This is a genomic window from Paenibacillus tritici, from assembly GCF_018207515.1.
GTDB classification, from domain to species: domain Bacteria; phylum Bacillota; class Bacilli; order Paenibacillales; family Paenibacillaceae; genus Paenibacillus_AQ; species Paenibacillus_AQ tritici.
The window spans coordinates 7024747-7050356 of record NZ_CP073365.1; the positions used below are offsets into that span (position 1 = coordinate 7024747).

18 protein-coding genes are annotated in these 25610 nt (G+C 52.3%); 4 read left to right on the forward strand and 14 right to left on the reverse strand.

Going from position 1 to position 25610, the window contains the following annotated elements; all coding sequences use genetic code 11:
• Nucleotides 1-936 carry an ABC transporter ATP-binding protein gene (locus KDC22_RS30265; RefSeq protein WP_211721317.1) on the reverse strand — a complete coding sequence of 312 codons (936 nt, stop codon included), beginning with the start codon at nt 934-936 and terminating at the stop codon, nt 1-3.
• 192 nt (nt 937-1128) lie between these two features.
• Between KDC22_RS30265 and KDC22_RS30270 the strand changes: the two genes are divergently transcribed.
• Together KDC22_RS30270 and KDC22_RS30275 are read left to right on the forward strand one after the other, a co-directional pair.
• Nucleotides 1129-2292, forward strand: a complete 1164-nt coding sequence (locus KDC22_RS30270) for a sensor histidine kinase (RefSeq protein ID WP_211721318.1) — start codon at nt 1129-1131, stop codon at nt 2290-2292.
• 150 nt (nt 2293-2442) lie between these two features.
• Nucleotides 2443-3105: a response regulator transcription factor gene (locus tag KDC22_RS30275; RefSeq protein WP_211721319.1), complete on the forward strand. Its 663-nt coding sequence runs from the start codon at nt 2443-2445 to the stop codon at nt 3103-3105.
• A gap of 913 nt (nt 3106-4018) precedes the next feature.
• Here the strand turns inward: KDC22_RS30275 and KDC22_RS30280 are convergent.
• The 5 genes from KDC22_RS30280 to ftsE all read right to left on the reverse strand — a co-directional run bounded on the left by KDC22_RS30280 (nt 4019) and on the right by ftsE (nt 10245).
• Entirely contained in the window at nt 4019-5335 is a 1317-nt protein-coding gene (locus KDC22_RS30280; RefSeq protein ID WP_211724245.1) for a PDZ domain-containing protein, read from the reverse strand.
• Between the two features lie 157 nt (nt 5336-5492).
• Complete coding sequence (locus KDC22_RS30285; protein WP_211721320.1) at nt 5493-6959, reverse strand: S41 family peptidase; 1467 nt, start codon at nt 6957-6959, stop codon at nt 5493-5495.
• A gap of 333 nt (nt 6960-7292) precedes the next feature.
• The gene (locus tag KDC22_RS30290; RefSeq protein ID WP_211721321.1) at nt 7293-8612 is read right to left on the reverse strand and encodes a murein hydrolase activator EnvC family protein; all 1320 of its coding nucleotides are present in this window, start codon (nt 8610-8612) and stop codon (nt 7293-7295) included.
• A 42-nt stretch (nt 8613-8654) separates the two neighbouring features.
• Nucleotides 8655-9569, reverse strand: a complete 915-nt coding sequence (gene ftsX, locus KDC22_RS30295) for a permease-like cell division protein FtsX (protein ID WP_211721322.1) — start codon at nt 9567-9569, stop codon at nt 8655-8657.
• The gene (ftsE, locus tag KDC22_RS30300) at nt 9559-10245 is read right to left on the reverse strand and encodes a cell division ATP-binding protein FtsE (RefSeq protein ID WP_173136219.1); all 687 of its coding nucleotides are present in this window, start codon (nt 10243-10245) and stop codon (nt 9559-9561) included. Before ftsE ends, ftsX begins: the two co-directional genes overlap by 11 nt.
• Before the next feature lie 280 nt (nt 10246-10525).
• Here ftsE and KDC22_RS30305 point away from each other — a divergent pair, with 280 nt between their 5' ends.
• Complete coding sequence (locus KDC22_RS30305; RefSeq protein WP_211721323.1) at nt 10526-11953, forward strand: VanW family protein; 1428 nt, start codon at nt 10526-10528, stop codon at nt 11951-11953.
• A 93-nt stretch (nt 11954-12046) separates the two neighbouring features.
• Here KDC22_RS30305 and KDC22_RS30310 read toward each other — a convergent pair whose 3' ends face one another.
• The 8 genes from KDC22_RS30310 to KDC22_RS30345 all read right to left on the reverse strand — a co-directional run bounded on the left by KDC22_RS30310 (nt 12047) and on the right by KDC22_RS30345 (nt 20499).
• The gene (locus KDC22_RS30310; protein ID WP_211721324.1) at nt 12047-12649 is read right to left on the reverse strand and encodes a DL-endopeptidase inhibitor IseA family protein; all 603 of its coding nucleotides are present in this window, start codon (nt 12647-12649) and stop codon (nt 12047-12049) included.
• Between the two features lie 244 nt (nt 12650-12893).
• Nucleotides 12894-13478, reverse strand: a complete 585-nt coding sequence (gene pilO, locus KDC22_RS30315; protein WP_211721325.1) for a type 4a pilus biogenesis protein PilO — start codon at nt 13476-13478, stop codon at nt 12894-12896.
• Nucleotides 13462-15090: a pilus assembly protein PilM gene (gene pilM, locus KDC22_RS30320; RefSeq protein WP_211721326.1), complete on the reverse strand. Its 1629-nt coding sequence runs from the start codon at nt 15088-15090 to the stop codon at nt 13462-13464. Before pilM ends, pilO begins: the two co-directional genes overlap by 17 nt.
• Before the next feature lie 15 nt (nt 15091-15105).
• Nucleotides 15106-15855, reverse strand: coding sequence for a prepilin peptidase (locus KDC22_RS30325; RefSeq protein WP_211721327.1), 750 nt, complete (start codon nt 15853-15855; stop codon nt 15106-15108).
• A gap of 81 nt (nt 15856-15936) precedes the next feature.
• A complete protein-coding gene (locus KDC22_RS30330; RefSeq protein ID WP_246553114.1) occupies nt 15937-16401 on the reverse strand; it encodes a type II secretion system protein in 465 nt (154 codons plus the stop codon).
• 134 nt (nt 16402-16535) lie between these two features.
• Nucleotides 16536-17741, reverse strand: a complete 1206-nt coding sequence (locus tag KDC22_RS30335; protein ID WP_211721328.1) for a type II secretion system F family protein — start codon at nt 17739-17741, stop codon at nt 16536-16538.
• Complete coding sequence (locus KDC22_RS30340; protein WP_211721329.1) at nt 17741-18790, reverse strand: type IV pilus twitching motility protein PilT; 1050 nt, start codon at nt 18788-18790, stop codon at nt 17741-17743. The genes KDC22_RS30335 and KDC22_RS30340 overlap by 1 nt, the downstream gene beginning before the upstream one ends.
• 44 nt (nt 18791-18834) lie before the next feature.
• Entirely contained in the window at nt 18835-20499 is a 1665-nt protein-coding gene (locus tag KDC22_RS30345) for a GspE/PulE family protein (protein WP_211721330.1), read from the reverse strand.
• Nucleotides 20500-20806: 307 nt separating this feature from the next.
• Between KDC22_RS30345 and KDC22_RS30350 the strand changes: the two genes are divergently transcribed.
• Entirely contained in the window at nt 20807-25588 is a 4782-nt protein-coding gene (locus KDC22_RS30350; protein ID WP_211721331.1) for a collagen-binding domain-containing protein, read from the forward strand.
• Nucleotides 25589-25610: the final 22 nt, after the last annotated feature.

Sequence of the window (25610 nt, forward strand, 5' to 3'; positions counted from 1 at the left end):
CTAATCCCGCAATGTCCGGCCGGTCAGACTGAGGAACAAGGTCTCCAGATCCGGCTCCTCGATGTTAAGGGAGGCAATCACCCCTTCATGCTTGGCGAAAATGAACAAAATATCCTGCAGCGCACTTTGTGAGGAGGGCAGATATAGCGCTATGGCATCCTGCACTGCTTCTACCCGGCTGACCCGGGGATGCTGCTCCAGCTCCTTCACTAAGGCGGGGGTGATGTTCGCTGCCTTCACAATGATTTTCTCCTCATGGGCCACCCGTTCCCGCAGCTCGCTCTCCGTACCACAGGCAATGATATGCCCTTGGTCCATAATGGCAACCCGGTCACAGATCGCAGCAACTTCCTCCATATAATGGCTTGTATAGATCACCGCCGAGCCCATCTGGTTCAGCAACTTCACGGATTCCAGAATATGATTACGCGACTGCGGATCAATCCCGACGGTCGGCTCATCCATAATAATCAGGCGCGGTCTGTGCATGATGGCGCAGGCGATATTCAGCCGTCTTTTCATTCCTCCCGAGAAGGTGGACGGCTTATCCCTGGCCCGGTCGCTAAGACCGGTGAAGGCCAGCGCCTCCCGGGTCCGTTCCTTCAGCAGCTTGCCGCGCAGACCATAGAGCTTGCCGAAGAAGCTTACATTGTCCGCCGCCGACATATTCTCATATAACGCCAGCTCCTGGGGCACAAGTCCGATACGCTTTTTGACCTCAAGCGGCTTCTCCCGGACAGACACTCCGTCGATGATAATCTCCCCGCTGTCCGCCTTAAGCAGACCGCAGATCATGCTGATGGTTGTGCTCTTCCCGGCACCGTTCGGGCCCAGCAGGCCGAAAATTTCACCCTCCTGTATATTGAAATTCACGTGGTCCACAATCAGCTTGCCATCATATCTCTTCACCACATCACTTAATACTGCAAGTGCCATTGCGCGACTCCTCCTGTTCCCTTCGTTCTCGTAAGCTTATTGTACCGCAGGTCGGGTGCAGCCGAAGGTACTAAAGGTCATCCTTCAGAGGTGACCAAAGTCATCTCCTGAACAGCCGCGCTGGTATGCTAAGATGAAGACCTGAGAAGAATTTGATGTACCATTGATATTTTCATAAAAGGATGAGCTTATTTGACCAGAGAACTGAATCTGCTGCGTTACGGTCTCATGATGATTCCGGCAATCCTGTCCATTCAACGCTATGAATATGCCGACTATGACAGGTTCACACTGCATTTCCTGCTGTACCTGCTGCTGGCTACCCTGGGTGGAAGGCTGCCGCGTTCACTCTCTGCGCTGACCGGAAGCCTGGAGCTGATCTTCACCGCCTGGCTGTGTTACCAGTATAGTCCGCTGATGGTTTTTCCGGCTGTGTCTGCGGTGTTGTCCTATACCCGGTCGCAGCAGAAGAACACAGCCATTGCCTTCTTCTGCATTCACCTGGCACTGCTGAATGCCGCTATCCTTACCGCAGACCCGGCCGTGCGGGTGTCCACCAACCTCACCTTTGTGCTGGCTGCCGGCTTGAATGTGCTGCTGCTCCGGGCAGGGCGCGGCCGTGCCGATACTTTGTTTCTGTATGATGAGCTGCGCAAAAAACACTTCGAGCTTGAAGAGACCCGCTCAAGGCTGCTTCAGTTCACCTCCCAGGTCGAGCTGGCGGCACAGGCGGAGGAACGGGTGAGGATCGCACGCCAGCTGCATGATGATATCGGCCATCGGCTGATCCGGGTCAAGATGATGACCGAAGCCGCTATCCATACCCTGCCTGCGGCTCCCGAAGCGGGACTGCAAATGATGAACCAGATCCGGGACCAGCTCTCCGGCAGTATGGACGACATGCGGGTTGCGCTGAAGCGGATTAACCATACTCCGCAGCTGGAAGGTGCGTATGCGCTGGACCGCCTGCTGGAAGAAGTGGGCCGGGATACCGGCATCGCCACCTCTTTTACCGTTCAAGGAATTCCCTATCCGCTCTACCCGAGTCTTCAGGTGGTGCTGTATACCAATGCCCGGGAAGCCATCACCAATGCGCTGCGGCACGGCAAGGCCGACTCGGTCTGGATCAATATGTCGTATACGGACCACGAAGTGAGAATGGAGACCGGGAATAACGGGAAGCTGCCTGACGATCCCTCTCTGCATAGACTGCACAATGCCAGCGGAATGGGCCTAAAAGGCATGAAGGAACGCAGCGCTCTGATGGGAGGAACGCTGGAGCTGCGACTGCAGCCGCAGTTCACGGTGATCACCCGGCTTCCGGTGTACCGGCAGCCGGAGGGCTATCCGATGTAAACATCTATGCTGCGGGAAGGCTATCGGCTGTAACGAGTATTCAACAGGAAGGCTATCAGCTGTAACGCCTATTCCACGGGGGGAGCTACCTGCTATAGGCGAAAGTTGGTGATAAGTGGATTATTTTAGAGTAAAGGGGGTTCTGCGATAATGATTAAGGTACTGATTGTTGACGATGATTCTTTTATCCGCGAGAGCTTGAAAGTACTGATCGGCCTGGATGCTGATATCGAAGTGGCCGGAACGGCAGAGGACGGCCTGGAGGCCCTCTCCTTGCTGAAGACGCTGCCCGGCGGCGCAGATGTGGTACTCATGGACATCCGGATGCCGGGCTGCGGCGGGGTTGAGGGCACACGCCTGATCAAAGAAGCCTACCCGTCCGTAGCTGTCCTGATGCTGACTACCTTCGATGATGACGAATACATTATAGAAGCTCTGCGGGGCGGAGCCAGCGGGTATCTGCTTAAGAACATTCCGCCGGACCGGATCATTCAAGGCATCAAGACTGTACATGAGGGCAATATGCTCATTCATCCCGAGATCGCCCGTAAGCTGGCCGGCTTCCTTCAGCCGTCTGCGCGTCAAGAAGCTCCCCAGACTCAGCCGCTTGCTTCTTATGGTCTGACCAAGTCCGAGCAGGCCGTAGTCACCTCCATCGCAGAGGGACTCACCAATAAAGAGATTGCCGCCAAGCTGTTCCTGAGCGAAGGCACGGTCAAAAACTATATTACAGACATCCTCAGCAAGCTCGGCGTACGCGACCGGACCCAAATCGCAATCCTGTATCTGAAGAATGAGCAGGGGAACCGGTAGGCGTGGGGGGACGGGGCAACAAAGTAATGGGATTCGGGAGTAGGGGAGGATGCAGCGGGAACAAACAATTAGTAGTTACAATCATCGTCTAAACCACTCTTCATCGCTTCTGTTCCCGGATTGGTGGGTTACAGAGGTTATATTGTTGTACTTTAAGCAGGAATTGGTTTGAAGCGATGGGTACAGAGCGCGAGTTGTTGTATCTCTTGCAGGATTTCCCGTGTTTAGGCAGGCAATAGCTCCACATTGTTGTATTTCATGCAGGATTTTCATCTGCTCGGCAGATCACAGTACACTTTGTTGCATTTAGTGCAGGATTTCTGCCCGATTCGGGGTCCGTTGGTGGAATGGCTCCCTAACTAGGGGTAGCGGCTGGCGGATTCAGGTGCACTTTTGCTCCTCATTCACGCCTACCGCCCACTTCCTGAAGATTCAGGTGCACTTTTGCTCCTCTTTCACGCTCACCGCCCACTTCCTGCGGATTCAGGTGCACTTTTGCTCATTCACGCCTGCCGCCCACTTCCTGCGGATTCAGGTGCACTTTTGCTCCTCATTCATGCCTGCCGCCCACTTCCTACGGAATCAGGTGCACTTTTGCTCCTCGTTCACGCTCACCGCCCACTTCCTACGGATTCAGGTGCACTTTTGCTCCTCTTTCACGCCTGCCGCTCACTTCCTGCGTATCAGGTGCACTATTGCTCCTCTTTCACGCCCGCCGCTCACTTCCTGCGTATTCAGGTGTACTCTAAAGCTGCCTCCGATTTCATGAACATTCTAACCGCACCAGACGAATATCATATTTCCTCGTACATGCAAAAGGCCCGTACCCCCGAAGTGATTCCAGGGAGAACGGGCCTTTCGCCTTCCACGCCAGCTACAGCTGGCTGGGACAAGTACATTGGGTATGCTTCCGTCAGACTCCGGCCGAGTCCTGCTTGGCCTCTGCGGGCGGAGACTTCTTCTTCGCCCGGCCCAGCCGCTCCGGCCGCACGCCCCGCTGCCGGGTGCCTGTCCGCATCCTGATGATGCTGAAGATGCTGGATGGCTTGGCCTCAGCCGTTAGGCTTCCATCCGGGTCCGGCACCAGAATGATGCCGAGCTGATGATGGTCCCCGGCATAGATCGCGCGCTGCAGATACTTGCTCTCGCCTTCGCGGTTCAGCACCTCCAGCTTGCAGAACGCGGGATTCATGCGCAGCGCCTGATGTAGCTGCGCCGCACTGGTCAACAGGACCCCGTTGACCTTCAGCACGATCTCGCCGGGCAGGATGCCCAGCTCCTGCGCGGGGCTGCCCTGCAGCACGGCCAGCACCTTGCGGCCGGCCGGGGGATGCACGAAGATGGGGCTAAGGCTGCGCTCCTCCAGAGCGCTGTACCAGCTTAACCCTTCGTGCAGCAGAAGTGCCGCGAGCGCCGCGACGACAGTCAGCGGGCTCCATAGGTCCGCAAGCAGGCTTAAGCCGAGCAGGACGGCGCTGTATAGCAGCAGCCGTCCGAACGTACGGGCCGCCTTGCGTCCGGGCAGCATGCCCTGGGTCATCTCGCTGAAGCCGATGAGGACCGGCAGCGAGACCAGGCCGAGGCCTCCGCCCAGCAGCGGATGCCACGGCAGTTCACCGATTCCCGCTCCAGGGGGAATCAGCAGGAACAGCGGCAGCGGCCAGAAGGCCTGCAGCTGATAGCCGCCCACGACCTTGCCGCGCTTGCCGGCAAGGAACAGCGGCGTCGCCAGCCGGGGCCCCTGCCAGCGCGCCAGCAGCGCTTCGGCCAGGTGGAGCAGCGCGGCGAGCGCCAGCAGCGCCGGGATGTCCATCTCCCGCACGGCGCCGGCAACCGTTCCAGCGGTTCCATGGGTCAGCGCGCCGGGGAAGAAGGACAGTACAAACTGAACAACACCCAGCACCCCTATAGCATACGCGAAGCATAAATAGCGCACCCGAAAGAGCATTAAGACAAGGCTGACCACCCATATACAGGCTACAGCCGTATAAGTCACCGAAATACCCAGTGCCATAGCAGCCAAGGAAACCACCAGTCCCGCAACCCCGCCGGTCCATACGGTCCGCCAGGTTTCTTGTCCCCAGCTATGCAGCTTCACATGGATCAGCTTCCGCTCCAGCGCAACCTGTCTGCGGTAATATAGTGCAATAAATATAAGAGCGATATAGTAATAAGGCTGAAGCAGCAGATGAATGACCGCTGTACCCCAGCTAGTAAGCAGTTCCGGCATCACATTCAAACCGTTCGTCACACTCCTTTTCGTCCGGACAGGTGGAAATGTATGAAGCTCATTCAACTATCCGTATCAGCGGGAAATAGAAGGATGAGTTATTAAAGTGAAACATTAAATGCCTGTATTTAAAAAAAGAAGGCTAGAATCAGCCTTCTTACTTTTTCGACGCTGCCGCCTTGATTTCCTTCTGAATTTCTTCGATCCCTTTATTCCGCTGATTGTCGTTCACCGGATCTTGAATGACCTTGATCAGCGCCAGCTCCAGTGCTTCTGCGGTCTTGGTGTCAATCGAGCCTGTCGTCTTCAGCTTCGCTGCGCTCTGGAATTTCTTGACCGCCTCTTTGGTACCGGCATCGAAGTAGCCGTCCTTGCGGCCTGGCTTGTAGCCCAGTCCATCCAGCATGGTCTGCGCGCTTTTGACATCTGCATTGTTCATATTGTATTGCAGCGTCACGCTCTTATTGATCGGTGCCACCGAGAAGTAATCCGGCTGGGCAACCGCGATATCCGGCTTAATGCCCTTGCCGTGAATCCAGGTGCCGTCAGGGGTAAGCCATTTGGCTATCGTAATCTTCAGCAGGCTTCCGTCCCCGAGCTGCTCCTCGAAGCTGGTCTGGACAGTCCCTTTGCCGAACGAGTTCTCTCCGATCAGCTTAGCTCCTGCGGATTGCTGCAAGGCTCCTGCCATGATCTCCGAAGCACTCGCGCTGCCCTTGTTCATCAGCACCACTATCGGGTATTTCTTGCTTGATCCCTTGGAGGTGCTGACTTCACGCCGCTTGTTCTTGTCTTCCACCTGCACGATGGCTTTGCCGGACGGCACGAACTGCTCTACCATCTCAATCACAACCGGCAGCACACCGCCCGGGTCATTCCGGACATCAATGACGAGTCCCTTCATGCCTTGCTTCTCCAGCTTGGTCAGCTCTTCCTTGAACCGCTCAGAGGTGTTCTGCGAGAATTGCGTAACCTCGATAACGCCGACTTTGTCCTTCTCCATCGTGGAGTAGACTGTCTCCAGTCTGACATCATCACGGGTAATGACAAATTGCAGCGGCTCCGCTGTGCCGGTACGCTGGATCTTCAGGGTTGCCTTGCTTCCCTTCGGACCGCGGATTTTGGCAACAGCCGCATTCAGCTCCAGCCCTTCAAGCGATTCATCGTTAACGGAGAGGATAACATCCTTGGCCTGAATACCGGCCTTCTCTGCCGGTGAGCCTTTGATCGGTGAGACCACAACGACCTTGCCGTTGTCCGAAGAGACTTCAGCGCCGATCCCCGAGAAGGAGCCTTCGATGCTCTCCTCAAATCGCTCTGCGGTCTCCTTGCCCATATAGTTGGAGTACGGGTCACCGAGTGCTTCCATCATTCCGTTGACCGCACCGTCAATCAGCTTCTCCCGGTCCACCTTCTCATAATAATTGCTCTCGATCAGGCTGAGGGCGGTACCAAGCTTCTTCGATTCCTTCTCCTGTAGCCCGGCAGTCTGCAGGACTGTGGCCAGCCCTTGGCCTGCCGCTTGTCCGAAGACCTGCACATAACCGGTTACGCCCAGGGTCAGCAGGCTGCCGCACAGCAGTGCCGCGACGATCATAAAGGCCGCAGTGCTTTTCTTTAACATGATGTTCCCACCGTCCCTTCTTGTCCATCTTATCACCAGCATGGGCCCGTTCCTTAAGAAACGGCATCTCTTCCAGTATATGCCGCAGAATGAAATTATATTTATTATATATAAAACGCACTTAAGTTTTAAACTTGAAGCTTCGTCGTCACTGCGGTGAACATTTGGCCCTCCGGCCGCTGCCCGTCCCCAGATTCCTTGATTTTAGACCGCTAGTAGCGGTAGAAATCCGGTGACAAAGGCGGACGCTATCGCTCCTACAGTTCCAAAATTCTCCTCCGCCACTTTTCCCTGTCTGTATATTTTCAAGTTCAATCTATATAGAGCTTAAATTTACAGATAAGGCATTGGATTCACCGGTTTGCCGTTAATCCGCACTTCAAAATGCAGATGCGGGCCGGTTGAGCGTCCGGTTGAGCCGGATTCGGCAATCGTCTGTCCGCGCTCCACCCGTTCTCCCTGTTTCACTCGGATGCCGCCCTGACGGATGTGTCCGTACAGCGTCCATACCCCGCCGCCATGATCAATAATGACACAATAACCATAACCGCTGTACCACTCCGCTACGATAACCGTACCGGAATCCGCCGCATGGATATTCGTTCCCTGCGGCACTGCGAAGTCCACACCGGTGTGCAGCTTACCGACTTGATGCGTCACCGGATGCGTCCGGTAACCAAAAGGCGAGGAGATACGTGCGAAGCCAACCGGCCGCAGGTACGGCCCGTCCCCGCCCGAATATTCCTCTGCGCTGGCGATGGAGGATCGGTCACTGCCGCCCGCAGACTTGGCAGCCTTGGCGGCAGCCGATGCCCGCGCTGCAGCTGCTGCCGCCCGGCGGGCCGCCTCAGCTTTGGCTGCGGCTGCTTTGCGTGCCGCCTCCTCTGCCTTGATCTTATCCTTCTTCGCTTCCAGGGCAGAGCGGTTGGTGGCGAGCTGCACCAGCTTGGCATCCTGTTCTGCGGATATGATCTCCGACTCTTGAATCTCTTCATCATAATAAGCGATGAGCTGCTGCTTCTCCGCTTCCTTCTCCTTCAGCAGGCTGCGCTGGGATTCCAGATCGGTATACAGCTGCTTCGCCGTGGCATACCGGCCTTCCAGCTCCTGTTTCTTGGCAATGACCGTCTGCTTGTCCAGCTTATGCTGCACCAGCAGATCCTGATCCTGATCCACGATCATCTTCAGGGAATCGGCCCGGTCCAGGAAATCCGAGAAGCTGGTCGAAGACAGCAGCACATCCAGATAGGAGACCGCGCCATCCGTGTACATGAGGCGGACACGGGATTCCAGCAGCTTTTCGCGGGAGGCCACACGTGCCTCTGCCTCGTCAAGCTCCGTTGCCGTCACGGTAAGCGACTGCTCCGTGCTGGCAATTTTGCCGGAAATCGTGGTCATCTCGCCCTTCACCTGTTCAATCTGCCCCAGCACATAATCCAGATTCAGCGTGGTCTTATTCTTATAGTGCTGGGCTTCCTGATTGCGGGAATCCGCCTTCTCCTGCGCGGCTTTGGCCGCCTTGACCTCCTGCTGCAGCTGCTTCAGCTGCTTGTCAATCTCGGCAACACTTGTTTTCTTCGCATATCCGTCAGAGGGCCCGAACATTGTGGCAGCCAGCAAGATTACGGCTATTCCGGCGACAATCTTCTTCAACTCGCACTCCCCGTCCTTTGTTCAAATGTGAATTATATTAAGCTATACCTTCAAGAATTTGCGGATCGATACGGTACTTCCCCACACCCCGATCAATACGCCGAGACCCACCAGCAGTCCGCACAGCAGCAGCCAGATATCTCCAAACGGAATCAGCTGCAGCCCCAGCATCGGATCTCCCTTCACGGAAGACACGAGACTGCTATAGCCAACGTACAGCGCAACCGAAGTAACCAGCGAGCCGATCAGCCCGATCAGTGCCCCTTCAATAAAAAACGGCCAGCGGATAAAATAATTCGTCGCTCCCACGAGCTTCATAATGCCGATTTCCTTACGGCGGGCAAGAATCGTTACCCGGATCGTATTCGAGATCAGGAACATGGACATCAGCGCCAGACCTGCTACAAAAATAAACCCGATATTGCGCACAGCCTTCGTCACCTTAAACAACGTCTCCACGGAGCCTTTGCCATAATTCACCTTGTAGATCGGCTGCTCTGTATGGGTCTTGTTCAGTGCTTCTATCTTCTCTGCTACGAACGGAACGGTGGTCGGCTCGATCACCTCTACGAGCAGCTTGTCCGGCAGCGGATTATTGTCTTCGTCGAATCCTTCCAGAAGCTCGGCCGCATCCGGCCCCATATCTTCACGGAATTCCTTCAAGCCCTGTTCCTTGGAGACGAACTCCACCTTGCTGACTTCCGGCATACCGCCGATTTCGTTTTCCAGCTTCTCCCGCATCTTCTGATCCGTATTCAGCGTCAGATGCACATTGATCTGCACCTGGCTGTCTGCTTTGTCCGCTACCTGATTGACGTTGAGCACCAGTAGGATGAACACTCCGAGTACGAAAAGAGAGACAACGATGGACGTGATGGAAGCCACCGACATCCAGCCGTTGCGGAATACGTTTTTGAAGCCTTCCCGCACATGCCGCAAGAAGGTTTTAAAACTCATAACCGTATTCCCCTCTCACTTGGTCTCTGACGATCGTTCCATCCTCAATGGCAAGCACCCGTTTGCGCATTTTGTTGACAATATCCCTGTTATGGGTCGCCATAACGATTGTGGTTCCGCGGAAATTAATCTCATCCAGCAGCTGCATAATGCCCCACGAGGTCTCCGGGTCCAGATTACCGGTAGGCTCGTCCGCAATAATAACGGAAGGATTGTTGACAATAGCTCTGGCAATAGCGATTCGCTGCTGCTCTCCCCCTGAGAGCTGTGAGGGCTCACGCCCCGCCTTGCTGCGCAGTCCCACCAGATCGAGCACTTCATTCACACGTTTCTTGATAACCTTCTTCGGCGCCTCGATAACCTCCATGGCAAAAGCGACATTCTCATAAGCCGTCATCTTCGGCAGCAGGCGGAAATCCTGAAACACCACGCCGATATTACGCCGCACATACGGAATCTTGCGGGGCTTCAGCTTGCCGATATTGAACCCCCCTACAGAGATTTGTCCTTTGGTCGGCGTCTCTTCTCTATAAATTAATTTCATGAACGTTGATTTACCTGCGCCGGACGGTCCGACAATGTAGACGAACTCATTTCGGTCGATTTTGACGGATATTCCTTGTAATGCATGGGTTCCGTTAGGATACGTCTTCCATACATCCTGCATCTCGATCATCTTATCACTTCCCGATTCTGACATCTTCCGCCGGGCTACCCGAGCGCGGAGCTTCCATAAACTGCATTATTACCGCAGGCGTATCTATTGTAACAAATCCATAACCCCTTGAGTACCCGAAAGTTTTACCGATTCCTTACATATACATAAAAACATGAGTCTTCGTCCTAGCTTCTACCCTTATCTATCGGCATTTCTATTTGTCCCTTAAGCGTTATTGTCCGTGGCCTGCGCCAGCAAGCTCCAGCGCAAATCCGTCCCACAGAAGGAGAGATTGCCTATGAAAAAAGCACACGCCGCCCTCATCGCGGGATTCGGACTGATTCTCGCCGGCTCGCTCGCAGCCGGAGGGCTTCATCTATACGGCACCCAGCGCACCCTTCCTGCAAGCACCGTTATCGCCGGCTGGGAGGTTGGCGGACTGAACATTGCCGACGTACAAGCCGGATTGGACACAAAGCTTCAGGCGCTGGAGGCTATTCCTCTTGACCTGAAGGCAGGGGAGAATACGAAGCTGCACCTGACACTGAAGCAGGCAGGCGTGACGTACGATGCCCGGGATTTCCTGCGCGCTGCGAAGACGCTGACCGACGGCACGCTGCTGGAGCGGGTACAAGTCCGGCGCCACTGGCCCGGCAGCTGGAATATGGAGATTCATCTGGACACCGCACCGCTGAAGAGCCTGCTGAATCCGGCATGGGAACAAGAGACCTTCGGTGTTCCCGTCGATGCTGTGCGGCGGATCACCGGAGATGACCGTGTAGTGTATACACCGGGCACCTCCTCGTATGCGGTGGACTGGCAGGCGATGGAGCTTGCACTTCAGGCAGCCTTGCCCACCCGGATGGCCGGTACCGGCGCACTTCAGGAGCAGCGCATTCTGCTGGAGGTCCCTTTAACCGTGAAGCAACCGAAGATTACCCTGCAATTCCTGAAGGATCAGGGCATCGAACGCAAGATCGCCCAGTTCAGCACTTCACTCGGAGCCAGCGGCCCCGGGCGCAGCTTCAATGTGGAGGCGGCGGCCAAAGCGGTGAACGGTACGGTGCTGCCGCCGAATGCGGTTTTTGATTATGGCAAGGCCATTCAGAAGGCCCAGACCGAATACGGCTTCCGCGAAGCCCCGGTCATTGTCAACGGCAAGCTCCAGCCCGGTACGGGCGGGGGGATCTGCCAGGTCTCCAGCACCCTGTATAACGTGGCGCTCCGCTCCGGGCTGGAGATCGTAGAACGGCGCAATCATTCCCTCCCGGTGAGCTATCTGCCGAAGGGGCAGGATGCCACTTTTGCCGAGGGGTATATCAATTTCCGCTTCCGCAACAACACCGGCAAAACGCTGATCATCAAATCCGAAGTCAAAGGGCGCACGCTGACCATCAAGCTGTTTGGAACGTTTCCGAAGAATGTCTCGTATTCCGTTGAATCCCGGACTGTTGAGGTCCTTCCTCCTACGGACAAATATGTGAGCGATGCCTCGCTCCCCAAGGGTGGAACCAGGGTCCTGCTTGCCGGCAAAACCGGCTATGTAGTTGAAACTTATATTACCCGCTATGTTGACGGCAAAGCGGCGGAGCGAAAAAAGCTCTCCCGTGATGTCTACTACGCCCAGAAACGCGTCATCGCTGTCAACCGCGGCGGGATGAGCAAATCTACTCTGCCTGAATCCCCGCGCAGACAGCTGGTCGAGGATGGAGTAAAAGGCCAGTGAAACCCTGACAAATAGAAACGGCTGTGCCGCCCTTGTAACAAGGATGGCACAGCCGTTTCTGTGAGATGCTGGATCGAACCTGAGTTGGCTCCTCTAGAAAAGAGTATCCGGCGACATATCAATTCTCCAATAGCCGCTTACCTTCTTCAGCTTCACCGTTACGACTTCCGAAGCCCCATTTCCTCCTTCAGCAGGTACAGTCAGCTCGAATACCGCTGTTTGTGCGTTTTTGGAGACCATGCGGGCAGTAGCCTGGCTGTAATCCAGTGAATTGCCCAGATCCGCATTCACCTGTGCCATTCTGCCGTTATACTCCAGGAACTGCGTCTGTGCATAGAAGACTGCCGCGTTATGTGTGTACGCTTTCTTGATATAGCTCATCAGCTGCTGCTTCGTGCCAAGGTCACTGGACAGATAGCGGTACTCCTGTGCTTTATAAGTGAACAGCTCAGGGCTGAATACGTTGCCGCCCCGGCTTGCATACGTATATAGCTTCTTGGCATGAACCACCAGCGGAACCACACTCCGGACGGTAAGGTTGTTAATGGTAGCCGGCCCTTCCTTGCCCGGTACAGATGCTGCAACCGTTCTTACTCCCTCAATGCTTGCCACCGGTGAAGCCGCAAGTGCTCCGCCCCCTGCAGAGACAAGACCCAGTGATAATGCCAGTGAACCGATCAGCCATTTTTTGTTCAAATTGAACGCCTCCTCATATTCCTGTTTGCTAGTTAGAGGGATGCCTCTCCCCACACTGCTGCGATAAGTACTATATAACTTACGATAGCCCGTAAGCTAAAATACCCAAACCACCCCGGGGTGTAAACGGAAAAAGGGGGAAATGCGTAAAAAAACTCCGATTCCCGGGGAAATGGGGAGCGGAGCTGGGTAAATGGGATTATATGGGCAAATATAAGACTTTTAAAAGGATTATTTCCCATTTTCAGGGTGAAGTATCCGGTGACTTCTCGTAGTACGCTGTGAAAGTAATACTGGCTGATATGATATTTCCGGAATTGCTGGAGTGCTGAAAGCTGAACGCATCTACATTAATGATCCGGGGCAGGAGCTGCAATTCGTTCATCCAGCTTCGGACATTAGAATACGTTCCTTCCACCAGTGCGGTCATCTTCACTTCCTTCACAGCAGGAAACACCGCTGCAGAGGAATGAGTCGTTACCTGGAGGGGATTGCTGTCTTCAAGCACAAAGCCGATATCCTTCAGTCTGGCATTGGTCATTGTTCCAATGGCACGTAAATCCAGGATAAGCTGCTCACTATCGTCACCACGCGGGAGCTGATCCAGCAGCGCATCCTGAGCATCACCATTCACCGTAGAGCTTTTCAGCTCGTCAATTTTATTCTGCATAAGGCTGTTTTGCTGCTCCAGCTGTGCCTTCTGTGATTCCTGCTCGGCGATCTTGTTGTTTGTAGGCTGGAACCCTAGCAGGAAGAACGCGAACAGCAGCAGGAACAGGACAAGAACACCCAACACAATAGGCGAACGATATTTATTGATTTGTTCCACTCTCATCCGCCTCCCCCAGGTTAGATACTTCAGCATCCTGCTGCACATCTCGGGCTAAATTCACGTGATACACAGCGGTGTAGAACCTCGTCAGAGTTGCTGGGGATTGCGTATTTCCAGCCATATCTCCTTCGGATAGCTTCTGAATGAAGACATCCACCGTGAAGGACATTTTGCGCAATTCAGCCAGATATTCGGCAGCATCCTCCATTCTGGGCAACTTCACTGTCAGATCAATAGCATTGTGGAATGTATAGCCTACACCATTAAATGAAGCCCCCTTCGGCAGTCCGGACGCCAGTTCATTTAATATAGGAACAAGTTCCTGTTTATACTTTAGAATCTCATCAACCGCTGCGCTTCGGTCAAGCTTACCTGAACCGCCAGTATTGGCCTTGGCCAGCTCTAATTGAAGCATTGCATTCCGGTCCTGCAGACCCTGTATTAGCTCAGACTGATCACGGATCTGTCCCTTATTCGCTGCATACAAGATTCCGGTCCCCACTATACCCAGCAGCCAAATTCCCACGAGTGCTATAGCCAAATAAGGAAACAGCATAGCTTCACGGTCTTCACGCGGCAACAGATTGATGTGCTTCCCGCCACAGCCTAAGGCAGCTCCTGTGGCAATCCGGTAGCTGTTCAACTGCTGATTCTGGCTTCCCGCCGCAGCGGCTTCCAGCTGATCCAGGCTTAACGGAATAATCTCCTGTTCGGCTAAAGACTGGCTTAGCTCCTCATAGAGCTGACCGCGTATACCCGGTGTCCCTGTGATCAGAATATTACTGATTCGTGTACTTCCGTCATGAAGACTGTACTGGTAGAAATTCAGCATCCGTGAGATTTCCGCTGTAATCTCCAGCATCTGCTCCGGTGACAGGTGCTCCTCCGCACTCTCATGCGTTGCGGCTGCCTCCAACCTGTATTCCATCTCTCCCTGTACCGGAATGACCGCCGGTTCCGTCCTGCCCGCTTGCAGATCGGCAACATTGATCGTCCGGATAAAGACCGGATTCCCTTCACGGAACATGTAGATGTCCATCAGTGACTGTTCCAGATGGATCAGCATTGTTTCTGTAAAGGCTTCACCTTGACTCAGCATGATACTCCGGGCTAAGGCTGTAGCGGAAATCTCGATGCTTCCGACACGCAGGCCTGCAGCCTCCAGAGTATCAATATAATCCTGAATCGGCTTGCGCGGCGCAGCAAATACGAGCAGATGGCTCTGATTCTCATCGGCGCTTGTAGTTACATAATCGTACACCGGATTCTCAAAAGGCAGATGCAGACCTGTTTCTACCTCCAGCTTCACAAGCTGCTCCAGTTGCTTCTCATTCGTGCTGGGAATACTCATTTTGCGGATAATAATTTGAGCAGGCGGAATAGCCAAGGATACCTTGACTCCGCGAAGGCCTTGTTTTTTCACCCAGGGCTTAAGGATATCGAGCAGCGACTCACCGTCTGCAATCTGATTCTCGACAATCATACCCGGCTGTAGCGGAAGGGCCTTTTTCTTGCGTACTTCCCATGTTTTATGCTTCTTCAAGCTGACGCAGCGGATGGCGGATTCCTCAATGGAAATCCCGACCGCATGCTGACCTAATCCCCTCATCCGATGATGCTCCCCCTAACCGATAAACGAAAGATATGCGCCGATGATGTCCGGGCCGAACAACAAGGACAGGATGGCGCCCAGAGCCAGAAAAGGCCCGAACGGAACAGGCTGTTTGCGCTCTACTCTGCCCAGCACCTGCAGTATACCGCCAACGGAAGCCCCCAGCGCACAAGCCATAAAGAATGCCACAATAACGTTAGGCCAGCCGATGATCCAGCCAAGCAAGGCGAACAGCTTAACATCCCCCATCCCCATGCCCCCGAAGAGGGCCAGCAGCAGGAGAACCCCTCCGCCACTCAGCGCACCTAGCAAATGATCCCATAGCCGGGCTTCCGGCACGAAGAGAACCAGCACCAGAAATACCGGAGTAAAGAATAACAGGACCTTGTCAGGAATCAGCATATATCTCAAGTCAGAGACCGTGATTATGACCGCCAGACTAACCAGCAGCAGCCCGGTGACTCCCTCAAGGGTAAGGCCAAATTTCAGATACATCACCAGAAATAGTAGCCCTGTCACCGCTTCTCCAAGCGGATACACAGGTGACACCCGGGTCCCGCAATGGCGGCATTTCCCTCCCGATAACAAATAGCTCAGAACCGGAATCAGATCCAGTGGCGTAAGCCGTGTCCCGCACTTGGGACATTTCGAAGGCGGATGTAGCAAAGATTCTCCTGCCGGAATGCGCAGCCCTACTACGTTGAAAAAAGAGCCTAGCGTCAGGCCTAATAGAGTTATATAGATTGCGATAAATATGGTCATAGTTGGTTGATGTCCCTTTCGGGGATTTTAAAAAAGGAATCGGAATGGTTCCGATTCCTTTTTGTCATAAAAGATATTATCTTATGAACCTGCTGCTACTGGAGTTGGTGTTGGTGCTGCTCTTAGAACTGCTGCAGCTGAATACGCTTTACTGTTTAGATTTACACTTTGTAAAACCCCACTAGCGAATACAACTTTACTAGTATTTTCAATTGCTGCTTTTGTGCTTGGCAAATATAATGAAGCTTCCAAATACCCTGTATCTTGCAAAACTTTAACAGTAATTGTTTTTGTTGTTCCGGTACTATCATTTGAAAAATCACCATTTAATTCTGACGTAATATATAGACGCGCTGCATTATAAATCTGATTTGCTGTGGCTACATCTGCGTCATTACGGGATTTATTTAGAATCCCACTGATCATAGGTATCGCAATAACCGCAATAATCCCCAAAATAACAATAACCGCCAACAGCTCAATCAGCGTAAATCCCTTCTGACTCTCTTCCTTACTAAGTCTTCTCTTAATCGCTTGTGCCAACATCTCGTGTCCCCCTTGAATTTAGTAGTGTGTGATGGTCCGACAGAAATTTCATCCTGCGTGCTATCTTCCTGCAGCAGCTCCCGCGCCGCCTTTCCGTCGTCACCCCTCTCAATAGTTGCCAGGAACCGCAAGGTTCACATATTACCGTACAGACTGAACATCGGCAGCATGATAGCGGCTACGATTACACCAACTACCCCTGCCAAAAAAGCAATTAAGATAGGTTCTAACAGTGATTTCAGCCGGTCGACCGTATTTTCCACATCCATCTCATAGAAGTCAGCGACCTTCGACAGCATCGTATCCAGCGCCCCTGTCTCTTCACCGATCGCAATCATTTGTGTCACCAGCGGAGGGAATACCCATGCCTTCTTGAGCGGATCGGACAGCGGATTCCCCTGCCTGAGAGAATCACTTGCACTCCGGATGTAACGCCCGATTACCTTATTGCCTGCCACTTCCTCTACAATGGCTAGCGATTGGAGGATCGGCACTGAACTGGCATAGAGAGACGAGAATGTTCTGGTAAACTGCGCAATCGACCCTTTCTGATTGAGTTTCCCGAACACCGGAACCTTCAGCTTCGCATAATCGAGAGCATATGAACCTTTCTCCGTACGTTTGGTTATTTGATAGGCAACCACTAAGAGGAGTACTCCAAAGATCCAGAAATACCACTGGCCCTGAATACTCTTGCTGAGGGCGAGTACCAGCTTAGTAATTGCAGGAAGCTCCGCATTCATTGATTCAAACATGGTAACAAACTGCGGCACAATGGCCCATAACAGGTAGACTACCGCTCCGACCGCCATCACCCCGACGGTTATCGGGTAGGTCAGCGCCGATTTTATTTTTTCAGTCGTTGTATGCTGCTTCTCAAAAAACACCGCCAGCCGCTCCAGGGTTCCCTCCATATTCCCGGATTCCTCACCCGCACGGATCATGCTGACAAACAGCGGCGGGAAGATCCGCTTGTGATCCTGTACCGCCTGAGAGAAGGAAATACCCCTTAGCAGACTCGAACCCACATCCTGCAGCGCCTTGCGCAGCGGCTTGCTGTCCGTCTGCTCTGCCAGAATCCGCGTAGCATCTACGATGGATACCCCGGCACGCATCAGTGTGGCGAACTGGCGGCAGTAGATAATGAAATGAATGGTCTTGACCGGATTGCCTATGTAGATATCCATCTGTAGAATGGAGGTTTTACGTTCGACCAGAGAGAACACAGTCAGACCGCGTTTGCGGAGTTCATCCATGGCGGCGGGCTTATCTGTAGCGGTAAGCTTGCCTTTGATCGGCCGTCCCGCCGCTGTTTTGACCTGATACTCGAACAAGGCCATCAGCTGTTCACCTCACTCATATACGCTTTGGCCGCAGCAGGATGTATAAGCCCTCCCGCAAGATGTTCCCGGATGTTCATCTCCAGTGTATGCATACCCAGCGCCTTGCCGGTCTGCATGACATTCTTCAATTGATGCGTCTTCTCCGTCCGGATCAGATTGGCAACCGCCGGCGTATTCACCAGAATCTCCGTTGCGCATAGCCGTCCGCGGCCCGAAGCTCTCGGGAATAAGCGCTGGCTGACTACAGCCAGCATCACCGAAGCCAGCTGGGAACGGATCTGATTCTGCTGATGGCCTGGAAAAGCGTCGATAATCCGGTCAATCGTCTGCGGCGCATCTGTCGTATGTAACGTTGCTAATACTAAATGTCCAGTCTCAGCAGCAGTAACAGCCGCCGAGATCGTCTCCAGGTCCCGCATTTCTCCTACCAGGATGACATCAGGGTCCTGGCGCAGTGCCGCCCGGAGCCCGCTGGCGAAGCTGCTTGTATCACTCCCCACTTCACGTTGATCCACAAGGCATTTGCCATGGTTATGCAGGAATTCAATAGGGTCCTCAAGCGTCACAATATGTTTGCTCTCGGATTGGTTGATGGAATGAATCATCGCTGCCAGTGTGGAGGACTTGCCGCTCCCTGTAGGCCCCGTCACCAGGATCAGACCCTGCGGCTTCTTGGCCAAAGCTGCCAGAATAGGAGGCATAGATAACTGCTCCAGGGATGGAATCCCGGCTGGAATAGACCGGGCCGCAATGCTTACACCACTCCGCTGGCGGTATACGTTAACTCTGTAGCGCACCCCATTATCAAGCGGGTAAGAGAAGTCCATCTCACCCTTCTCATCGAAAATACTGTTATTCCGCTCCCCCATAAGCACCTCTGCCATGGCCAGTGATTCCGTGGATGTGACCGTCTCACCTTCAACCGGATGTAGAATCCCGTCAATGCGTATTACCGGCGCAGAGCCTACAGAGATATGTAAGTCGGAGGCTTTGGAGGTATAGGCCATATGGAGCAGCTGTATGATGTCTCTCTTGAATGTCGTCATGGGCTATCCTCCTTAACGTTTGGTCTGCTTAAGTTAAGTCTTCTTTATTGGGATACCGTCTCCCGCAGCACCTCTTGGAGCGTCGTGGTTCCTTGGGTAACCTTGAGGAAGCCGTCTTCCATTAACTGAACAAGCCCGCGCTCCCGGGCGGCAGCCTTCAACTCATCTACAGATGCCAGACCGGTGATCAATTGACGCATAGAGTCATCAATCGTCAGAACTTCATGAATGGCAATCCGTCCGCGGTAACCTGTAGTACTACAGCTGCCGCAGCCCCGTCCACGGTGCAGGCTGTCTGCAGGCAGGCCGTATTTCCGCAGCATGATCGCTTCCTGCTCGGACGGCTTGTACTTTTCTTTGCAGTCCGGGCATATTTTACGCACAAGCCGCTGGGCAACCACGCCTATCAGGGAGGATGCAATCAGATAGGGCTCAACACCCATATCTCTGAGGCGTGATATCGTGCTGATTGCATCATTGGTATGAAGTGTCGAGAGAACAAGATGTCCGGTTAGAGACGCCCTGACGGCAATCTCCGCCGTCTCCGTATCGCGGATCTCCCCTACCATTACGATATTGGGGTCCTGACGGAGAATCGAACGCAAGCCTGCGGCGAAGGTGAGGCCTACCGCAGCATTCACATGAACCTGGTTGACGCCCTCGAGCTGATACTCCACCGGATCTTCAACCGTTATAATATTGGTGCTCTCCACATTTAATTGGTTCAGCGCCGAGTATAAGGTTGTGGTTTTGCCGCTTCCCGTTGGTCCGGTAATCAACAAAATCCCGTATGGTCTGGCAATCATCTCTTTAAAAACGGCAGCATTCGACTCGCTGAAGCCAAGACTGTCCACGGATTTGACGCCAGTGCTGAGATCCAGCAGCCGGAGTACAATTTTCTCCCCGTGCATGGTCGGCAGTGAGGATACGCGGATATCGACCATTTTGTAATCGAACTGCATCTTGATGCGCCCGTCCTGCGGCAGCCTCCGCTCTGCAATGTTCAGCTTGGCCATGATCTTCAGTCTGGCTGTGATGAAGCCCTGCATTTGCTTGGGAATTACACGCTCTGTCCGCAGCGTTCCGTCGATCCGGTAACGGATGGAGAGATTATTCTCGCCCGGGTCCACGTGGATGTCGGAAGCACGTAAGGCCACGGCCTGCTGAATCATCTGATTGACCAGCCGGACTATAGGCGAATCCTCATCGGTAATCTCAGTCTCTTCGATTTCTTCCTGGGTGGGCAGTTCTACCATCATCTGGCTCATAGAGTCACGCATCCCGTAATGACGGGCGATGGCCCGCTGAAGTTCATCCCGGGTGGAGATCGCCGGTTCAATTCTGAACCCGGTACTCATCCGCAAATCCTCAATAGCGAAATAGTCCAGCGGATCAGCCATGGCAACCATCAGCTTGCCGCCTTCCTTCATGAACGGCAGCACCTGATAGCGTTTGGCCATACTCTCCGGGATAATCTGCGTAATGGCCGGATCAATCTGATATTTGAACAAGCTTACATGAGGGATGCCAAGCTGAAATTCCAACACCTCAATCAGCTGCTGCTCCGTGATATAGCCCTGCGAGATCAGCAGGTCCCCAAGCTTTCGTTTGGTTTTGCGCTGCTCAGCCAGCGCCTCCGTCAGCTGGTCCTGTGAGATCATACCGTTATCTACCAGCAGATCGCCCAGCCTCTTTTTTATAATTGGCACAGTCACTCATCTCCAGCTCTGAAAACTTCCATTTCTCCGAAACAATCTAGCGAACGATTAGATATAGGACTTTGCGCGTTACAGACATGAATTCCCGGAAATTAACAGGTTTTATAGTTCTAATTGCTTAAATTTTAGGTAATTTATTCATATGTTATTATTGCCTATGGAGGTAATTTGTCCTAGAATGATATATAGCACATAACCGTTTTTTTTACAATTGCGATTTCCAGGAGCTGGACAATTATTGCGAAAGTTTCGATAAATCTGCCAATCATTATTTTTTTATTATCGGGGGAGATGCTGGATGAAATTATTCCGACGGAGAACATGGTTTCTTGTTACGGGGAGTCTATTCGCTGCTCTACTAATCACCTTATTTGTCCATTCGTTTGTTCTCTCTGTTAACGCAGTCGATCCTTCCTATACTATCCGCATTCTGGAGATCACCGACCCCACAAGCACTGCAAGCTTAGCGCTGGATGCCAATGACCCATACCCTAAGAGCGAACTGGATCATCTTCAGGGATTAACCAACGTCAAGATTGATACAATGACCATGAAGCGCTTCGTGTCTCTGCGTGATCATTGGGACGGCAAATACGACGCTGTCTATATCGGCAACGGGGCATTCAGCAAGAAGCTGGTTAACAGCAAAGGTACCTCTACCCAAGATCAGCGCAAGGCGGCTCATAAGACTATCCATGTCGAGAATGACCTTACCCGCCTCAAGGCTCAGGAGATCACCGATTATTATATTAATAAGGGCTTAAATGTTATCCTTCGTGAGGAAACCCTTATCGGGCAGAACAGAAGCGGAACGGAAGGTGTCCTATATGAAACGTTCAACCCTTACCGTACATCCAATCGTCCCAATGTAATTTTCCTGAAGAACCTGAATGAACTGAACACTCTTACGGCTGCGATAAAAGATGGCAGTTGGTCTAAGTTAGCCTCGCTTAAACAGCGCCCCAGACTCACCATTACCAACAAACCGGAACATTATAGTGATAAGCGTTCCACAGTCTATAGATCTGGAGACACTCTGGAATTTCCGGTCAAAATTGATAACATCTCAGGCACGACACCTGTGCGCATCAAATTATATATGAATGTCGATTCTTCTCTGCCTGTTACTGAAGATACGGCGGTAGCTACCAAGGAAATAACCTCTCGTGCCGATACCCTAAGCTATACTCTGCCCTCTACCTTCTCCGGGCCGCTGTATTGGAGAATGGAGGTAAGCACCCTTACCGGGTTAAAGGACTTCGATACTGGAAACATCTTGTATGAGGGTGTGAAACGGGAGATCAAGGTTCTGCAGATTATGCCGGCCGGCAAGACAGAAAGTGACCTGCTGAACACCAAGAATATGAAAGCTTCATACTTGAAGAATCCAGACTACTACGAGCTGATCATCACGCCGCACGACATGGCCTGGTTCAATAATTACATAGCCGCACATGCCAGTGATTCTGATAAAACTTCGGGGCTGAACGGGAATTTTGACATGGTCGTATTCGGGTTTCTGGATATGTATGACCGGGCCGCTACGCCCATGCTGTCTGAAGCAGCTGCCCAAGCAGTCAAAGCTTTTGCAGAAGAAACGAAGCAGAGTCTCATGCTGACACATGATACTATTTTTCAAGAGGCTAATGCTCCTTATGTAGAGAGCGCCAATAATTTGAACTACTGGAGCTATTACTTCCATGACATGGTAGGACAAGCCCTGCCCCGGACTTATCTGGGCGGCAACGCCATTTATCCATCCACCAAGGTTGTTCCGGTCAATCAGGGGCTTATGACACAATACCCGTTCAATCTGAATAAAGACGGTGATGAATCCAATCGGTATACCGTTGCCACTACGCATGACCAGTTCTTCCCGCTCAATCTTGAACGCGCTGATGTCATTCCCTGGTACAACATTTCAGGTTCAGAACGGGATACGGATGATAGTTATAATCACTTTTATACTTATTCTGTCGGCAATATCACCTTCTCCGGTACGGGACATACGAGTAAGGGCTTCCCGGATTGGGAACAGAAGTTATTCGTCAATACCATGTACCGTGCGTTCATCGGCGCCAACCATGCTCCGAAGATTACGGTGTTTACGCCGCAAGATATGAGTACAAAGCCTTCCTATCATGACAAACTCACGGTCAGCTATTCAGCTACCGACTTGGATCTCAAAGATAAAGAACTAACCACAGAGATTACAATCAGAAAACGGGTCGGCGACAAGAAAAACGGCACCTATGTAGAGGTAGATGATATGAAGGAGAAGACGGTCCTGTCAGGCGAGACGGTGACTCATACCTTCAACAATCCCCTGCATGAGAACGGCGAGCTGCAGATTGAAATTACTGCCAAGGATAAACAAGGGGCATTAGATTCCAGGATCATTACGGTCAATGTGGAGAAAGTACAGGCCAATGTATCCATCAGCAGATCCTTATCTAAGGAAAAGGTGGAGCGGGGAGAAGCTCTTACCATTACATATACAGTGAGACCCAATGCCATTCCAGCGCTCAGCGCAGATACAGCCCTACAAGGCGCTGAGAAGCCGGTGATCTCGGATGTTCAATATTCCGAGGTATTCCCGGCCAAGCTGAAATTCAGTGATCTGTCTGCAGGAGGCTTCATTCAGAACGGTGATATGGATTCCGGCTACACCCTGACCAAGAATCTGGGCAATTTCACTTATCATCTATCACCGGACGGGTTGACTTATGTGCCTGATTTAGCTGAGGGGATCACTTTCACCGTTACTGCAATAGCTACTGAAAAAGCAGATTATAATTTGAATAACTCTGAATTGAGTTACGTGGACCTGCACTCACAGCAGGAGGACCTGGCAACGGCAACACCAGGCACTACGGCCACGGCAAGTTCTACAGCAACACCTGCTCCACCACTCAGCCAGACTCCCGCTCCAACACAAGTGGTCAGAGTGGCTCCGCTTGGATTAGCCAAGGATTTCAGTCTATTCATCCGGGGGAACATTAACCGGACTGGCGGAATAGAGGGAACCATTGCTGCCGGAGGAGATGTAACTACCAGCGGCAGCGGCATTGCCAGTGCCTTCACTGGTGATCCGCATACCCTTGACGCACTGGTAGTTGGCGGTAACTTGAATTTCAGTAACGATTCCGTTAATGGCAACGTAGTTGTGGGAGGCACTTCTACGATTGCAAGCAATGTTTCGATCAAAGGGGAATTGAAGCAGGGGAACCCTGTCGACTTCGCTGCTGAGTTCAAGTTTCTGCAAGAACAATCCGATGCTCTTGCCGCTCTCCCTGACAATGGCCAGTCCACAAGATATAATTGGGGCGAAACCTTGCTCAAGGGCACGAATGCTACCAATGTATTCACCATTGATGGTCAGAGTATTACCAATACAGTCGGAATTGACGTTCCCAAAGGTTCGACAGTTATTCTAAATGTTACAGGCGCGAATGCTGTTTTACAGAACACATCATTTGTTTTCTGCTCAAGTAACAGGACTATTGATGATTACAAATATAGTATGGACAGCTGCAAGGGAGCCGACAAATATACTAATAGTGAGTTAGAACTCCAGCGCACTAAGGTAATCTATAATTTTTATAATAAGACCAATGGAACCATAGATACTGCAACCAGACTTAAGATAAATTCCATTGATATAGAAGGTACTGTTCTCGCTCCTCGAGCTTCGATTGAATTTAATAATGGCAGAGTCTATGGCACCTTAATTGGAGCCTCTTTAGATGGAGGAGGGACTCCAATGAATGTGAAGTTCACTGGAGAAACGGGGTTACCGTCACCCCCTACCCCAGTGGTAACAACTGCACCGACTGCAACTCCAACACCAACTGTTGTAACCACGCCAAGTCCGACACCAGCGCCGGTTCCGGCAAGAATAACTTTACATTTTGCTGAATTAAGTTTCACCGCATACGTCAGGATGACTGGCCTTACCTTAGAGGGTTCGACCATACGGATCAACACCAGTCTTAACATGGACTTACTGAAAAAAATCATTCCTGATGATGCAAGCACTCCAACCCTCACTTGGGAATCTCTTAATCAGGAGGTTGCTACAATCTCCGGCACAGGCGTGGTGTGGGGAGCATCCCCAGGAACGGCGAGCATTAGACTAACAGCCGTAGACGCTGCTGGGCAAATATTCACAGCAAATGCTGATATTATAGTTATGGCACCACAGCTTAATATTAGCGGCCCCGCTTCAGCATACGTAGGCGATACGGCAGACTACTTGGCCAGCTATGTAACGGTAGACGATACCGTTCATCAATACGAATGGAAGATAAAAGAAGGAAGTAATACAGCCGGAGTAACCCTTACCGTTGATCCTGCATATCCGCTAAATGATCATGCGTCACTGGTAGCCAGGAATCCTGGCCAGGTCACTCTTGTTGCTATTGCCAGAACGAAGGAGTTTCAAGAGGGGACATCTCCAGAGGAACGTACAGTTACCTTCACCAACCGTCCTAATCCGGTTCGGAAGATCACCATTAGTGGACCGAACTCGGTGAATGTTGGTGGGCAGATTACATTAAGAATTATAGAGGCTCCCGTGAATGCAGATCCGGCCGAATATCATTGGAGTCTGGAAGCCGACGGCCTCAACTACGCCACAATCATTCATGAACCTGACACCAAGAGTATCCAACTGACGGGAGTGACAATTACAGCCCCCAATAAGCCAGTGGTTGTGAGGGCCTCACTCCTGGGAGCGCCTGCTGGAGATCCAGTGGATGATACCTTCGAGGTAACCGTTGGAACCCGTTTGACTGACCTGAAATTAATCGACTCCATTGATATTGGTGTGGGAAAAGAAAACTCCCGTGACCTGTTTGATGTCCATTACCTTACGTTATTTCCGGAGGAAATCACTCTGTCGGACGTAGAAGGCAAGCTGGAATGGAGCAGCAGCAACCTTGCAGTAGTCACAGTATCTTCTAACGGCAAAATTACAGGCTTGATTAAAGGATCTGCTAAAGTTACTGTCATGTACAAAGACAATCCTTCGATCAAATCTTCAATCAAGGTCAATGTATCTAACGAAGACCGTTACTAATTTAACGGCTCCATGAAGAACC